Annotated in this window: 16 protein-coding genes; 5 read left to right on the top strand and 11 right to left on the bottom strand. The window is 66.4% G+C overall.

Features of this window, described 5'->3' with window-relative positions:
• The first annotated feature begins 60 nt into the window (after positions 1-60).
• On the top strand, positions 61-282 hold the full coding sequence (locus OHB26_RS11115) for an RNA-binding S4 domain-containing protein (protein ID WP_067571539.1): 222 nt from the start codon (positions 61-63) through the stop codon (positions 280-282).
• Between the two features lie 214 nt (positions 283-496).
• Here OHB26_RS11115 and rraA read toward each other — a convergent pair whose 3' ends face one another.
• Positions 497-985, bottom strand: a complete 489-nt coding sequence (rraA, locus tag OHB26_RS11110; protein WP_330184103.1) for a ribonuclease E activity regulator RraA — start codon at positions 983-985, stop codon at positions 497-499.
• 4 nt (positions 986-989) lie between these two features.
• Entirely contained in the window at positions 990-1496 is a 507-nt protein-coding gene (locus OHB26_RS11105) for a nitroreductase/quinone reductase family protein (RefSeq protein WP_330184102.1), read from the bottom strand.
• 177 nt (positions 1497-1673) lie between these two features.
• Here OHB26_RS11105 and OHB26_RS11100 point away from each other — a divergent pair, with 177 nt between their 5' ends.
• Positions 1674-3902, top strand: a complete 2229-nt coding sequence (locus OHB26_RS11100; RefSeq protein WP_330184101.1) for a serine/threonine-protein kinase — start codon at positions 1674-1676, stop codon at positions 3900-3902.
• Here OHB26_RS11100 and OHB26_RS11095 read toward each other — a convergent pair.
• The 8 genes from OHB26_RS11095 to OHB26_RS11060 form a co-directional block, all read right to left on the bottom strand.
• Complete coding sequence (locus OHB26_RS11095) at positions 3895-4365, bottom strand: DUF1707 SHOCT-like domain-containing protein (RefSeq protein WP_330184100.1); 471 nt, start codon at positions 4363-4365, stop codon at positions 3895-3897. The genes OHB26_RS11100 and OHB26_RS11095 overlap by 8 nt on opposite strands.
• Positions 4366-4466: 101 nt before the next feature.
• Positions 4467-4847, bottom strand: coding sequence for a DUF5313 family protein (locus OHB26_RS11090; protein WP_330184099.1), 381 nt, complete (start codon positions 4845-4847; stop codon positions 4467-4469).
• Between the two features lie 75 nt (positions 4848-4922).
• Positions 4923-5384 (bottom strand): SRPBCC family protein, encoded by a 462-nt coding sequence (locus OHB26_RS11085; RefSeq protein WP_330184098.1) that lies wholly within the window; start codon positions 5382-5384, stop codon positions 4923-4925.
• A gap of 78 nt (positions 5385-5462) precedes the next feature.
• On the bottom strand, positions 5463-6431 hold the full coding sequence (locus OHB26_RS11080) for a copper resistance D family protein (protein ID WP_330184097.1): 969 nt from the start codon (positions 6429-6431) through the stop codon (positions 5463-5465).
• The gene (locus OHB26_RS11075) at positions 6428-6964 is read right to left on the bottom strand and encodes a copper resistance CopC family protein (RefSeq protein WP_330184096.1); all 537 of its coding nucleotides are present in this window, start codon (positions 6962-6964) and stop codon (positions 6428-6430) included. The genes OHB26_RS11080 and OHB26_RS11075 overlap by 4 nt, the downstream gene beginning before the upstream one ends.
• Positions 6961-7608 carry a YcnI family copper-binding membrane protein gene (locus OHB26_RS11070; protein ID WP_330184095.1) on the bottom strand — a complete coding sequence of 216 codons (648 nt, stop codon included), beginning with the start codon at positions 7606-7608 and terminating at the stop codon, positions 6961-6963. Before OHB26_RS11070 ends, OHB26_RS11075 begins: the two co-directional genes overlap by 4 nt.
• 44 nt (positions 7609-7652) lie before the next feature.
• Positions 7653-8186, bottom strand: coding sequence for a hypothetical protein (locus OHB26_RS11065; protein WP_330184094.1), 534 nt, complete (start codon positions 8184-8186; stop codon positions 7653-7655).
• A 164-nt stretch (positions 8187-8350) separates the two neighbouring features.
• Positions 8351-8992: a DUF6474 family protein gene (locus OHB26_RS11060; RefSeq protein WP_330184093.1), complete on the bottom strand. Its 642-nt coding sequence runs from the start codon at positions 8990-8992 to the stop codon at positions 8351-8353.
• Positions 8993-9829: 837 nt separating this feature from the next.
• Here OHB26_RS11060 and OHB26_RS11055 point away from each other — a divergent pair.
• The 3 genes from OHB26_RS11055 (at position 9830) to OHB26_RS11045 (ending at position 13945) form a co-directional block, all read left to right on the top strand.
• A complete protein-coding gene (locus OHB26_RS11055) occupies positions 9830-11479 on the top strand; it encodes a TM0106 family RecB-like putative nuclease (protein ID WP_330184092.1) in 1650 nt (549 codons plus the stop codon).
• Complete coding sequence (gene htpG, locus OHB26_RS11050) at positions 11476-13443, top strand: molecular chaperone HtpG (RefSeq protein ID WP_330184091.1); 1968 nt, start codon at positions 11476-11478, stop codon at positions 13441-13443. Before OHB26_RS11055 ends, htpG begins: the two co-directional genes overlap by 4 nt.
• A 301-nt stretch (positions 13444-13744) precedes the next feature.
• On the top strand, positions 13745-13945 hold the full coding sequence (locus tag OHB26_RS11045) for a cold-shock protein (protein WP_153803188.1): 201 nt from the start codon (positions 13745-13747) through the stop codon (positions 13943-13945).
• A gap of 194 nt (positions 13946-14139) precedes the next feature.
• On the opposite strand, the gene OHB26_RS11040 is transcribed toward OHB26_RS11045, so the two are convergent.
• Positions 14140-14907, bottom strand: coding sequence for an SDR family NAD(P)-dependent oxidoreductase (locus tag OHB26_RS11040; protein WP_067571517.1), 768 nt, complete (start codon positions 14905-14907; stop codon positions 14140-14142).
• Positions 14908-14996: the final 89 nt, after the last annotated feature.

Below are 14996 nucleotides of genomic sequence, written 5' to 3'. Positions count from 1 at the left end.
TACCGGTTGGTTGCGGGGGCGGTATTTGGTCTCGGAGAACCGGCGGGTGAGGATGTATCCATGTCGGATCCAGTCGATGTGCCGATCGAAGACGATGTCATTCGGCTCGGCCAATTCCTGAAGCTGGCGAACCTCATCGATTCCGGTTCGGAAGCCAAACAAGTCATCGCCGAGGGCCTCGTGCGGGTGAATGACGAGGTGGAGCTACGCCGCGGGCGGCAGCTCAGCGCCGGGGACGTCATTACGCTCGCCGGTCACAAGGTCCGCGTCGCCAACGGCTGAGTAGGGTCAGCGGCCGCCCGAACCATGGTGCGGCGACCAGGGGCACCGATCCGGAAAACCCTCGCTGAGAGTCTTCGCGGAATGTCTCGCGAGGCGCGCGATGCCCCGTCATGCCGGCGCGTTTTCGGCCGGGATCCACCGAACTCGGCTGGAGCACAATCGGGGTGGATCCCGGCCAAAAGCATGCCGGGATGACGGGAGCGGTACCTCGGTACTAATCCTCGGCGCGGACGACGACCCCGTCGTGGTCGCTGTAGACCATGTCGCCGGGGACGAACTTCACGCCACCGAACTCGACCGGCACATCCTTCTCACCGGATCCGGTCTGGGTGCTCTTGCGCGGGTTGGTGCCCAGCGCCTTGACGCCGATATCGAGGGTGCGCAGGATCGCCGAATCCCGCACCGCCCCATTGACGATCACGCCGGACCAGCCGTTGTCCACACCGCGGCCCGCGATGATGTCGCCGACCAGCGCGGTGTGAATGCTCGCCCCGCCGTCCACGACCAGGACCCGGCCCTCGCCGGGTTCGCCGAGGGTCTGCTTCACCAGCAGGTTGTCCTGGAAGCAGCGAATGGTCACGATGCGGCCCGCGAAGGCTTCCCGGCCGCCGAATTGAATGAACTGGGTATCGCAGCTGCGGATCTCGGGGCCGATCTCATCGGCCAGGTCGGCAGTCGCGACGAAGTTTGCTGATTCGGTCACTCGCCTATCTTGTCAGGGCGAAAATACGCAAATCGCGCGCGGTGCGATTGCGGTAGGCGGTGTACGCCTCGGTGGTCTCCTCGAATCGAGCGAAGATCTCCGCCTTGCGCGCCTCGTCCCGGACCAGGTCGGCCCGCACCGGAATCCGCTGCCCGGCGATGGTGACCTCACCGGTCGGGTCGGCCAGCAGGTTCCCGGTCCAGGCCGGATGCTTGTCCTGCCCGAAGTTACTGCCGATGACATACAGCGTGTCGCCGTCGTGCACGTACAGCAGTGGCGTGGTGCGCGGCTGCCCGGATTTGCGGCCGGTGGTGGTGAGCAGGATGACCGGCGCGCCGATCGGGCCGAGCACGGTGTATTTGCCGCCGGTGCGCTCGAGCACCCGCCGATCCAGCGGTGTGAGTTTGCGGATCACCAGTGACCCGAGTTTAGTCGCGGCGAACGGACTGGCAACGCGGGAAAGGAGATTGGTGCGCGAACCCCAGATACGGTCCGGAAACTGCTCGGTCATGTCCCGGAACTGTAGTGCCCGTGACCGCGCGCTGTCCGCCCCCGCGGGACTCCGATCACCTCGGCGGCGGTGTCTGCACACCTCGAATTCGGTACGCCCGTGCCGACTTGCGAGCGCATACTGAATTCAAGTGGCATCCACCTGGGAGGACCGGTTGTCATGGTTCGTGCGGAGGGCATGAGGTTGGAGTCTGCGATCGAGTCTGACGCTGTCGGCGAGACCCGCTCGCTGCTGACAGCGGTCGCGGCGCGCTTCGCGGCCGCGTGGGAGGCGGCGGGCAGTCCACCGGAACTCCCGGATTTCCTGCCGGCCGACGCGCAATTCCGGCGCCTATGCCTGATCGAGCTGATCAAGGTGGATCTGGAGTACCGCTGGATCCGCTACGACTTCCCCAAACGACTGGCCGAATACCGCCTGGAATTCGACGAACTACGCTCCGGCCCGCTCCCGCCCGACCTGGCCTATGAGGAGTTCCACGCGCTGCGCCGCTCCGGCCGCGGTATCGACGAGAGCGGTTTTCCGACCGAGGCCGCGCCCACCGAGGCCGTCTGGGGTGAACGCGACTATCGCAGCACGCTGATAGCCCGCCCGCGCGCCCGCGAAGCCCTGGACGGTATCGAGGTCGGGGACCGGGTGGACGATTTCGATCTGCTCGTCGAATTGGGCGCGGGCGCCTTCGCCCGGGTCTTCCTGGCCCGGCAGCGTTCCATGCAGCGCCTGGTCGCGGTGAAGGTGTCGCAGAATCACGGCACCGAATCCGAGACGCTCGCGCAGTTGGATCACGAGAACATCGTGCGCGTCTTCGATCAGCGGTTGATGGATGAGCGCGAACTCAAGCTCATGTACATGCAGTACCTGCCCGGCGGCACCCTCTCCAAAGTGCTGAGCCTGGTGCGGCAGCGCCCCGTGCCGGAGCGTGACGGCGGTCTGCTGCTCGAAGCCGTCGACTCCGCCATGCGGGACAAGGGCGGTCTGGTGCCGAGCGAATCCGCCACTCGCACCGCCATTGCCGCGCAGACCTGGCCGGAGACGGTCGCCTGGCTGGGCAGCCGCCTGGCCCGCGCCCTCGACTATTCGGCGGAGAACGGTGTGCTGCACCGCGATATCAAGCCCGCCAATGTGCTGCTCACCGCGGACGGCATCCCCAAGCTGGCCGATTTCAATATCAGTTTCAGCCTGCATGTGGCGGGTACCAGTCCGCTGGCGTACTTCGGCGGTTCGCTGGCGTACATGTCACCGGAGCAGTTGGCCGCGTGCCATCCGCGATTACCGGATACCGCTGAGGAATTGGACGGGCGCAGCGATATCTTCGCGCTCGGTGTCGTGCTGTGGGAGCTGCTCACCGGCCAGCGGCCCTTCGACGACGAGACCCGCGCGGGCGATTCGGAATCCTCCCTCGAACGCATGCTGCGTATCCGCCAGCGCGAGATCGACCCGCGCTATCTGGAGCAACTGCCACCGGACTGTCCACCCACGCTGCGCCGCGTCCTGCTGAAATGTCTTGCCCCGCAACGCGACGACCGCTGGGCCGATGGTGCCGCGCTGGCACAGCAGTTGGATCTGTGCCTGGATCATCGCGCCCGCGATCTGGTGGATCCGCCGCGAAACAGCCTGCGCGCCAGGGTCGGACCGTGGTCGCTGCTGCTGTTGGTGACGGCAGCGAGTTTCCTGGGCGACTTTCTCGGCATGCTGTACGCGAATCTGCACAATGGCCCGCTCTGGGATATCTGGTTCACCGAGACCGAGCGCCGGCATCTGCAGTCGGTGGGCGCCGGACTGGCGCTGTTCACCACGCCCGCGGCGATCATCGTCACGAATTATCTGTGCCGCCGGGCCTTCATCGTGTGGCGCGGGTTGCGCAGGGGGCGCGGCTACGACTCCGAGACGCTGGGGCGGGCGCGCCGCGATACGCTCATCGCCGGTGATCGGGTGGCCCTGCTGGCCTTCCTGTGGTGGGTGGTGTCGGCGATCGTTGCGGCGATATCCCTGCTCGTCTACACCGACCTGTCGATGGGCCGACTGGTGAATCTGACCGCGACACTGCTGGTTTCGGGTGCGGTGGCGGTCGCGTACCCCTTCTTCCTGGTGACCTTCTTCGTGGTGCGCGGCTTCTATCCACGGCTGCTCACGCACGGTGAGACCGCCGGTGACGAGGCGGCGCTGCGCGCGCTGGGCCGCCGCTGCACCCGCTATCTGGCGGTGGCCGTGGCGATTCCGCTGATCGGCGTGGTCACCAGTCTGCTGTTCCTGACCCCGCACGAGGTGTCCCTGGCCATCGGTCCGATCAAATGGTTGTGCCTGGCCGGTGTGCTCGGATTCCTCGGCGACTATTGGCTTTTCCGGCAATTGGAGGCGGATCTGCGCGCGTTCGAACGCGCCATCTCCATTCGCTCCGATTTCAGGTGAGCCACAACGACGCGAACAGCAGCAGCCATACTCCGCCCGCCGCGACCCCGGCGATGGCGAAGGCCTTGTCCTCGCGTTTGGGATCGATGGCGATGGCGGCCGCACCGAGCGCGACGGCCGGAATCGCGGTGATCCCGCAGATGAATCCGAAGACGCCGAGTATGAATGCGGTGAGCCCCATGCCATTCCACTGTTGCTGCCGATGCTGTCGGTAGAACATCGGCGTATTCGCGGGCAGCACCGGCATTCCGGGCACCGGCGGCATGGGCCGCACCACGGGCAGCCCCCGCAGGACGACGTCGAGGTCGGCGAAGGTGCGGGCGTTGAAGGTCAGCCCTATTCGCTCGGAGAGTTCGTCGGCATTGATGCGGCCGTCGCGGAAACACTGATTGAGGCCCTCGATCACGCGTTCCCGGTCGGCATCGCTCGCTCGCAGATGTGCGGGATTCCATTGCGGTTGCATGCGGTTCTCCATCGAACCCGAAGCGGTATAGGTCTTCTCGTCGAGCGTATGCCGATGTCAGCCGAGCGGACCGCAATCGAGACCGGAACCACAGCGAATGCTCAGGCTCTGCCGTGCCGCTGTTCGTAGGCGTGCCGATCGGCGGCTTCGCGTGCGCGCTTATCGGTTTCGGCGAGCGCCGGATCGAATCCGTGCTTGATGAGTTTGTTGCGCCGGAACACATAGGTGAGCGCGACGGTGAAGTAGATGAGCGGCAGATACAGCAGCGCCATCATGGCCAATCCCATCCAGAGCGGACCGGGAATGAGCAGGAACAGACAGAGCACCGGAATGATCGGTAGGAGAATGCGGAGCAGATAGCGGCGGGTGGCTCCGGGACCGATGAGGTCATTGCGCACCCACTCCGACATGGCGGGCGGCAGGGTGCGGCCGCAGATATAGCCGATGCGCTGCGCGAGGGTCGGTGTGGTGCGTTCGGGCATGTGCCCAGCATCCCCCGTGCGGATCCGTCGGGACAAAGTCGGGGGGGGTCGGCGGCTCTGACGACCCCGGCGGTCTCAGGCGCTGGTGCGTTCGGTGTGGAATGCGGCGACCTGGGTCACCAGGTTGTGCGTGGAGCTCTTCACGGCGAGCTTCACGAACGGTTCGATGGTCTTGCCGAGCAGTTTTCCGGCGATGCCGCCGGGCACCCGGTAGTCGACAATGGCGTCGATGGTGCAGGATTCCTCGCCCTTGTCGTGGAAGAGGAAGGTGGATTCGATCTCGAAGCCCTTGATGGACTGCACCGCGATGGCATAGCCGGGTTCATGCCGCACGATCTTGATGGTGGAGTGCAGTTTCACCGGGCCGAGTCCGATGGTGCCGTCGAAGGTGGCGTCGACGCCCTCGGTCTGCTCGGTGAGCGGTTCGAAATCGGTGATCTCATTGATGAATTTCGGCAGATGCCGGTAATCGTTGACGTAGGCGAAGGCCGATTCGGCCGAGGCGGCGCAATCCGCGACGATCTTGACTTCGGTCATGCGCACGACAGTAACGGGTTCCAATTCCACGCGCAGATCATGAGGTGAGCGCCACAATCGGGTGCTCTGGGCCGATTCCTACGCGGTGACCGCGAGCGTGCCCGCCACGCCGAATACCACCGACATCAGCAGGACTTCGAAAATCGCACGGCGCAAAGAGGATTCCGCGTCCATTCGATGATCGGTGGCCAGCGGCACCCAACTGCGCCGCCACCACCAGCCCAATGCCAGCAGAGCGATGAGGATCACGGTCTTCGCGAGCAGAATTCGGCCGTATCCGGTGGTGGCGAATTCGGTCAGACCACCGACCCGGACCAGACCGTTCACCACACCGGTGACCGTCACGATCGCGGCCAGCGGCAGCGCCCAGCCCGAGTAGCGGGGGAGCAACACCGCCCATTCGCCCCGGGTGCGGACGGTCAGCGCCAATGCCAGCAGCACTCCGAACCAGGCCGAGGCGGCCAGGGCGTGCACCGCGCCCAGCACCGACCCGAACATCTGCTGTGACATATGCCCGGTGATCGGGCGCAGTGCGAGGGTGACCGCGGTGAACACCAGCACCAGATCCGCCGTCACCCGATCCGGATTGCGAAATCCGAAGGCGCTGTAGATCGCGACCGCGCCACTGCCGATGAGCAGTGCGATACCGATCTGACCACCGCTCACCGTGGTGAGGTAGTCGCCGAATTGTCCGGCTCCCAGCTTCGCGAGCGAAATCCCCTGTACTTCGGAGGCTTCCAGGGCGAGCATGGCGAACTCCATGACCGCCCAGATCCCGGCGACAATGGTGAGCAGCTGCCACGGTGGGGCCAGGCGTTCGGAAAGCCTTGGCAGCGCGGCGGATCCGAGTACGGTCGCGCCCGCCAGGTCCGCGAGCACCCGGACCCACGCCTCGGCCTGGACGGGATCGCTCGCGGCGAGTGCCCAGGCCAGTCCCGCACCGGTCAAGCCGAGCGGAACGACCAGCAGCAGCAGCCATCTGAGTGCGCCGCTGCCGCCGGCCGGGCCACGCTCACGGCGACGATCGGTGCGGTCGGACCGGTTCACTGACGCTGCTTGCCCCGCCCGCCCAGCAGTGCGAAGGCGAGCCCGCCGCCGAACAGCACCACCGCGCCCGCGATGAACACCCAGAGCGGGACGCCGCCGTCGCCGGAGCCGCCCGACTTGGCGGAGGAGTCGGCCTTCGGGCCGGGGGTTCCGGTGCCCGCCTTGGTGAGGGTGAAGGTGCGGGTGCCGCTGACCGGATGGCCGTCCGCGGAGGTGACCCGGTACGCGATCTTGTAATCGCCGACCGGGCCCAGCTCGCCGACCTCGATGCTGACGGTCGGACCCTCCACCTTGGGCTGACCCTTGGACCAGAGGTTGCCGTCCGGGCCGGTGACCGTCATGGACGGGTAGCTCGCCTGCAGATCCTCGTTGAAGGTGACGCTCGCCCGCGCGGGGGAGAGCTCGATCTGCGCGCCGTTCTCCGGGCTGGAGCCGATGGCCGCCGAATGCGCATTGGCCACACCGCCGCCCAGCAGGGCGAAACCGGTGATCAGCAGGCCGGTCAGGACACCGGCGAAGAGCTTGCGGCTCATGACTTCCGGCTCCGGAGGACGCTGCCCAGACCCAGGGCCGCACCGAGTGCGCCGAGGATCAGGCCGATACCGCCGAGCCAGCGGGCGGTGTTGTCGGTGTCCTTGCTTGCCTCGGCCTCGGTGGTGGTCGCGGCGTGATCGTCATCGCCGCCACCGGCCGCCAGGGTCAGGGCCGGGGCCGGATGCTCCGGCTCGCTGCCGTCCGCGTTGTCCTGCTGATCCCAGACCACGACCTTGCCGTCGCTGTAGGTCTGGGTGGCGGGGAAGGTGACCTTCTCCTGCTTGGGCAGGGCGACCGAGAGGACGAAGCGCTGGAACTGGCCCGGTGCGACACCCGCATTGCCCGGATCGGCGGTCCAGGTGACGGTGACGGCCTCACCCTTGTCGTTCTTGTCGACCTTGGACGACCAGCCCGGCAGGGGTTCGGTGCGGGCGCTCTTCAAATTCGGCAGCGCGACACTGACTTTGGTGGTGGAGGCGGTATCGGATTCGGTGGGCACCTTGAAGGTGGCGACCGCGTATCCGCCCTGGGACGCGCCCGGCGCGTCGACGCTGACATGCGCGGACGCGACGCCCGCGCCGAGCAGCGTCAGGGTGGTGGCCGCAGCGGCCGTGCCGAACGCGCGGGAGACAGATTTGTGCATGGGTGAATGGCCTCTTCTGGCAAAGGGTTACGGATGAATGCGATTCAGGCCGCAACCGGTGGTGCCCGAGACCCATTGCCGCCCGCTGCCATTCGACCCGGCGCGCCGACCATGCCGGTCGCCCAGCGGCTGGTTCCACGTGGAACCAGCAGTGCCGCGGGCCGGGTGAGCGCCGCCCGAACCGCCTGCGACACCAGCCGATACAGCCGTTCGGCTACCAGAATCAGTACCGCGAACAAGATGGCCGCCACGGCGTGTGCCGCCGCCATCAGCCCGTCGCCCACGAAATCCCTTGCCCCCGACGCATGCCCGGCGTGCGCCAGCCCGCTCAACGCCACATGGCATACGGGCTGGCCCAGCGCCATGAGGGCGGGCAGGGCGAAACGGGAGTGCGACACCGCGGCGATCGCTCCGATCGCCGCCGTCGCGACCAGCAGCAGGGTCAGCCCCGCGGAGTCCGGATATGCGCCACTCGCGATCCCGTGTGCGGCGACCGCGAGCGCGGCCATGGCGACGGCTGCGAGCGTGCCGCGCAACGGTTTCGAATCCGCTCGTCGGGCGTTGCAACCAGCATTCATTGCACGACCGTGCACATCCGCGTGCGGCCGCCCGCGTCATCCCGGCATGCTTCCGGCCGGGATCCACACCCGCTGTACTCCAGCGAGTTTCGATGGATCCCGGCCGAAGGCGCGCCGGGATGACGGGGCGGCCTCGTCATTTCGAGCTCGGCATGAGATGTCGCTCAGTTCACGCCGAGGCGTGCGAGCACATCGGCTTCGATACCGGAGAGCTCATTGGAGATGGAGGCGTGCACGGCGCGCCGACGCTGCACCGGCATCTGCGAGGCGGTGCGAATGGCGGTCGACAGCGATTCGAGCCGGTCGCGGGTCGCGGCGGCGAACTTGGCGGTGTCGCCGTCCTTGGGATCCCGGCGCTCCAGATCGGCGAGGGTGGTCTCCACATTCGCCAGCCGCGCCTGCAATTTCGCACCCGGCCCGGCGAATTCACCGAGCTGGTTCACCCCGACACCCAACTGCTGGGCCCGTCGGGTATCCAGCTGCGCCCGCACCATGGTCGCGCCCCGGTAGGCGAGCGGCGCGAGCACCGGCACCAGAATCCGCGCCACACCCAGGTATTTGCGCACCGACGCCACACTGAACGGGTCCCGCTCCGCCTTGGCTGCCAACTTCAGCGCGGCCTTCTCCTCGGCCTGCAACTTGGAGATCTCGGCCTGCGCCACCTTCTTCTGGGTACGCGCCTCACCGCGATGCTTCTTACGCTCATTCTTGGCGCCCAGCTTGGCCTCCATAGCGGCCTTATGCTTCAACGCCTTGGCCTCGGCCCGCCGACTGACCTTCTTCTTGCGTTTGGTGAACAACCCCATAGATGGCCTCCGTCATGCTGGTTCGCCATGGCAGCACAGGGCCGGGGGAATTGCCTGTCCGCCCCATGAAACACAGTTTGCGCTCACCATATCGGTTGCCGATCCAACCTCGCACCCGCCGTGCCACTTCCCCCGAAATTCGCGATCCGGACAGCGCTCCTCGCGCACAACCTTCCCCGCCCCGGAGGATCGGCATCGAGCCCCGGGCAATTCGGCACGGTCCTCGCGGTGTGGGCCGCGCCACGATGCGAAGGCTCCGCCGTGCGACGACGCGCGGCTGAGTCACGGTGCGGGTGGGGTGTGCGGCGATGCACGGCTGCGGCGATTGAGGGAGCGCGCCATGGTCCGAAGGAGCTGGCTGTGTCACGGTTCCAATGGCCGTCGGCTTCGCCGGGTCTGGGGTGTCCGCTTCGCGGTCCGGGCGAAGCCCGACCGCCCGCGCGGCGGAGCCTTCCGCCGCCTCGGGGCTTTGGGGGCGCAGGTTTCCTCGGGCGACGCGCCCAACTGATTTCGTGAGGTGGGGGTAACTCCCCAACCACCTCGGACCTGGCCAACTTCGTCATCGCCGGTCCGGAACGGCGGTCTCCCCGTGCCGGGCGACCGGCAGAAGTCCCGGGGCGGCGGAGCCTTCCGCCGCCTCGGGGCTTTGGGGGCGCAGGTTTCCTCGGGCGACGCGCCCAACTGATTTCGTGAGGTGGGGGTAACTCCCCAACCACCTCGGACCTGGCCAACTTCGTCACCGCCGGTCCGGAACGGCGGTCTCCCCGTGCCGGGCGACCGGCAGAAGTCCCGGGGAGGCGGAACAGCGTGTCGGGGGATAGCGCCATACTGCTAGGCGTGTATTCGGGCATCGGTGACCATGGCGAGCGGGCCGCGTTCCTAGACGCGCGGGCTTTGATCGGCTGCCGACACCGGCTGCTTTTGGACTCCACGCACCCCCAGGTGCTGACCGGAGTCGCCGAGGACGCCGGTGTGCAGCAGCGACGCGAGGCAGCCGCCGCGCATCGAATCAATGTGCGGGACACCCTGGTAGGAGGTGATCCGGCCCGGTGGACCGTGATCGACCCCGACCAGTCGGCGGGCCGCCGCGCCGAGGCGACCATGGCCGCCATGGAGGCGGCCGCGGACCGTATCTGGGGCGGCCTGCTGCCGCAGGAATCCGATACCGGCCGCCGCGGCGGCTGCGAAATCCTATGGCGCGACGCCGATCGCGGCGGATACATCCCGATCGTGGTGGTCAATCACAAGGTGACCGATCCGCGTCAACCGGATCCGGCGGACTTCCATCCGATGACCAGCGGCCTGTACGCCTGGACCCCGAAGCCGGACCGCTACGTCCGCACCCGGCCGCAGCCGCGCGATCAGCAGCGCCTCGCGCACCTGTACCGCATGCTGCAGCGGCACGGTTACGCCAGCCCCGCGCTCGTGGGTGGTGCGATCGGATATGCCTTCGACCGCATCCTGATTCACGATCTGGGCCCGATCCTGGACGATTACGACCGGCGCTACGCCGACCGCATCGCGGTGGTCCGCGGTGAGCTGCCCACGGTCCCGTCGAAGGTTCCCGAATGCCGTCAGTGCCCGTGGTGGTCGCGCGCCCCCGAGGAGGGCGGCCTCAGTTGTGAGAAGTGGCTGTCCGAGCATCGCGATGTGAGCCTGGTGGCCCCCGGCGCCCGCGCCGAGGTACTGCGCCGCCACGGTGTGGACACCATCGACGATCTGGCCGCCTGGACCGGTGACGAACCGGACGACTGGCATTTCGAGCTGTTCACCGAAACCGTTGTGACAGCGCGCGCTTGGGCCACCGGTGCCCCCCTGGTCCGCCGTGTCGAGCAGGTGCGGGTGACCCGCGCCGATGTCGAGGTGGATGTGGACCTGGAGAGCTATCAGGAGCACGGCGCGTACCTGTGGGGCACCCTGCTGGACGGCGTCTACCGCCCCTTCGTCACCTGGGATCCACTGCCGACCGAGGACGAGGGCCGCTCCTTCGCCGAATTCTGGGCCTGGCTCATGCGAGTCCGCGCGGATGCCGCGGACGAGGGCAAAACCTTTGCCGCCTACTGCTATTCGCGCACCGCCGAGGACAAGTGGCTGTACGAGTCGGCGCGCCGTTTCGCGGGTATGCCCGGCATCCCCACCGAGCGGGACATCCAGCGTTTCGTGGACAGCCCGCAGTGGGTGGATATGTTCCAGGCCGTCTCGGAGCAGTTCATCTGCCCGAATGGCAAGGGCCTCAAGAAGATCGCCCCGGTGGCCGGTTTCTCCTGGCGGGATCCCGAAGCCGGTGGTGAGGCGTCCATGAGCTGGTATCGCCTGGCCGTCGCCTATGAGGGTGGCGAGCCCGATATGTCGCAGCGCACTCGCATCCTGGAGTACAACGAGGACGACGTGCAGGCGACGAAGGTGCTGCGCGACTGGATGACCGATCGCGCCGATACCGAGGTTCCGGGCATCGCCGAATTCGCGGGACGTAATATCGCTTCGTGACCGATCACGTCGAACACCTGGAGTTTCAGGCCGAAACCCATCAGCTGCTCGAGCTGATGATCCATTCGGTCTATTCGAACAAAGACACGTTCCTGCGGGAGCTGATCTCGAATGCCTCGGACGCGCTGGACAAGCTGCGCCTGGAGTCGTTCCGCGACAAGGATTTGCAGGCCGACACCTCGGACCTGCATATCGAGCTGGCGGTGGACCGCGATCAACGCGTGCTCACCGTCACCGACAATGGCATCGGGATGTCCCGGGCCGAGGTCGTGGATCTGATCGGCACGCTCGCCAAGTCCGGTACCGCCACCCTGCGCAAACAGTTGCTGGAGACGAAAAGCGGAGCCGCCGCTGCGCCGATCAACACAGAGGAGCTGATCGGCCAGTTCGGTATCGGCTTCTACTCGACCTTCATGGTCGCGGACAAGGTCACCCTGACCACCCGCAAGGCGGGCGAAAGCACCAGCACCCGTTGGGAATCCGCCGCGGGCAGCTCTACGTACACCATCGAGGAGCTGGACGACGCCCCGCAGGGCACCGCGGTATCGCTGCATCTGAAGCCCGCGGATGACGAGGACCACCTCTTCGACTACACGATGGAGTGGAAGCTCCGCGAAATCGTGAAGAAGTACTCGGATTTCATCGCCTGGCCCATCCGGATGGATGTCGAGCGCACCGTCACCGAGGGTGAGGGCGAGGACAAGACCGAGAAGACCCTCACCGAAACCCAGACCCTGAACTCCCAGAAGGCGCTGTGGACCCGCCCGCGCGGCGAGGTCTCCGACGAGGAGTACAAGGAGTTCTACAAGCACGTCTCGCACGCCTGGGACGATCCGCTGGAGATCATTCCGATGAAGGCGGAGGGCACCTTCGAGTATCAGGCGCTGCTGTTCCTGCCCTCGACCGCGCCGTTCGACCTGTTCACCCGTGAGCACAAGCGCGGCGTACAGCTGTATGTGCGCCGAGTGTTCATCATGGACAACTGCGAAGAGCTGATGCCGGAGTATCTGCGCTTCGTCAAGGGCGTGGTGGACGCGCAGGACCTGTCGCTCAATGTCTCGCGCGAGATCCTGCAGCAGGACCGGCAGATCCGGATGATTCAGAAGCGCCTGGTCAAGAAGGTGCTGTCCACGGTCAAGGATCTGCAGAAGGCCGAGGATCAGACCAAGTACCAGACTTTCTGGCGCGAGTTCGGCCGAGTTCTCAAGGAGGGCATGCTCTCCGATTCGGATAACCGCGAAACCATCCTGGGTGTCTCGTCTTTCGCGTCCACGCACTCGAACGAAGAGCTCACCACCCTCGCCCAGTATGTGGAGCGCATGCCGGAGACCCAGCAGGCGATCTACTACATGACGGGCGAGTCCCGTGAACAGATCGAGAACTCCCCGCATATCGAGGCGTTCAAGGCCAAGGGTCTCGAGGTGCTGATCCTGACCGATCCGGTCGATGAGATGTGGGTCGGTTCGGTCCCCGAATTCGCCGGGCAGCCACTGCAATCCATCGCCAAGGGTGAGGTGGATCTGGAGTCCGAGGATGAGAAGAAGGAGTCCGAGGCCCTGCGCGAACAGCAGGACAAGGACTTCGCCGGTCTGCTCACCTGGTTGCAGAGCACCCTGGACGAGAATGTGAAGGAGGTCCGCCTGACCTCCCGTCTGACCACCTCGCCCGCCTGCATCGTGGGTGATGTGTTCGATTTCACACCGCTGCTGGAGCGCATGTACCGCGCCTCGGGTCAGCTGCTCCCGGACAGCAAGCGCATTCTCGAACTGAACCCGACGCACCCGTTGGTGATCGGTATGCGGGACGCGTTCGCGAAGGTCGAGGGCGACGCGGACAAGCCCGCCGATCTCACCGAGACCGCCGAACTGCTCTACGGCACAGCGGTTCTCGCCGAGGGCGGCGAACTCAAGGATCCGGCCCGGTTCGCCCGGGTGCTCGCGGATCGCCTCACCAAATCACTCTGACCTGCTGACCTTTCGTGCCCCCTGTGGATGCCACAGGGGGCACGATTGTCCCTGTAGCGGCATTCGGTCATATCTGAAATGCGTTGAATGTGATGCTGGCAATGATCCGACGACTTCGGGAACTCCCTCCCGGCGCGTACGTTGTACGTCTTGGTCGTAAGTTTTTCGTGTTCGTGTCTTACATGCTCGCGCTGAACATCGTGCGGGCGCTTCTCTTGCCAGCCAAGTTGCAAGCCGCCTTCTGATTCGACCCGGTCGCCGTGACCGCGGCGGCCGATGCAACATCCAGCAGGAGAAAGTTATGGTTCAGGGCACCGTCAAGTGGTTCAACGCGGAGAAGGGCTACGGCTTCATCGCCCGCGAGGACGGCCCCGATGTGTTCGTTCACTACTCTGAAATCGAAGGCAACGGCTACCGCCAGCTCGAAGAGGGCCAGGCCGTGAGCTTCGAAATCACCGAGGGCAAGAAGGGTCCGCAAGCAGCGGCCGTCCGCCCGCAGTAGCCGCCTCCCCGGAACTTTGGCGCACGGCTGGGTGCCGTAGCCAGTTGCGTACGCGTAGAAGCGGTTAGGCGCGCACCCGATTTTGGGGGTACCCCGGGAGTTACCCCGATCCTCGCGAAATCAGTTGTCGCGACTTACAGCAAATAGCAAGGCCCGCACCGGAATCCGGTGCGGGCCTTGTGTCGTTTCCGCGGCTAGCGCGGAGCCATGCGCAGGGCGCCGTCCATGCGGATGGTCTCGCCGTTTAGGTAGTCGTGCTCGGTGATGTACTGCGCCAGCTGCGCGTACTCGTCCGGGCGACCCAGGCGGGACGGGAACGGGACGCCCGCCTCGAGGCCCTTGCGGTATTCCTCGGTGACACCGGCGAGCATCGGGGTGTCGATGATGCCGGGGGCGATGGTGTTGACGCGAATGCCGAACTGCGCCAGGTCACGCGCGGCCGGAATGGTCATACCGGCGACGCCGCCCTTGGAGGCGGAGTAGGCGATCTGCCCGATCTGGCCCTCGAACGCCGCCACCGAGGCGGTGTTGATGATGACGCCGCGCTGGCCGTACTCGTCGACCGGTTCGGTCTTGGCGATGGCGTCTGCGGCCAGGCGCATCACATTGAACGAGCCGAGCAGGTTCACGGTGATGACGGTGCGGAACAGCTCCAGATCGTGCGGGCCGTTCTTGGACAGGATGCGTCCCGCCCAGCCCACACCGGCGCAGTTGACGACGATGCGCAGCGGCACACCGGATTCCACGACCTTGGCGACCGCGGCGGCCACCTCGTCACCGCTGGTGACGTCGGTCGGGATCAGGGTGACGCCGGCCGGGACGCTGTCGCCCGCGCGCTCGATCGACTGGGCCAGATCCAGGCCGAACACGGTGGCGCCGGCATCGGCGAGGCGCTTGGCGGTGGCCGCACCGAGGCCGGAGGCGCCTCCGGTGACAATGGCGGCGGAACCGGAAATCTCCACGGTAAGTCCCTTCGAACGTGGGAGCGCCCTCTCACTGGCCCTCCGTCAACAAGCACTGTATATATCTGCCCTCCGCTTCGCTCCGGGCG

It is taken from the genome of Nocardia sp. NBC_01503 (assembly GCF_036327755.1).
Taxonomy (GTDB): Bacteria; Actinomycetota; Actinomycetes; order Mycobacteriales; family Mycobacteriaceae; genus Nocardia.
Note: the sequence above shows the minus strand (reverse complement) of the source record. Positions and strands in the feature narration are given on the sequence as shown.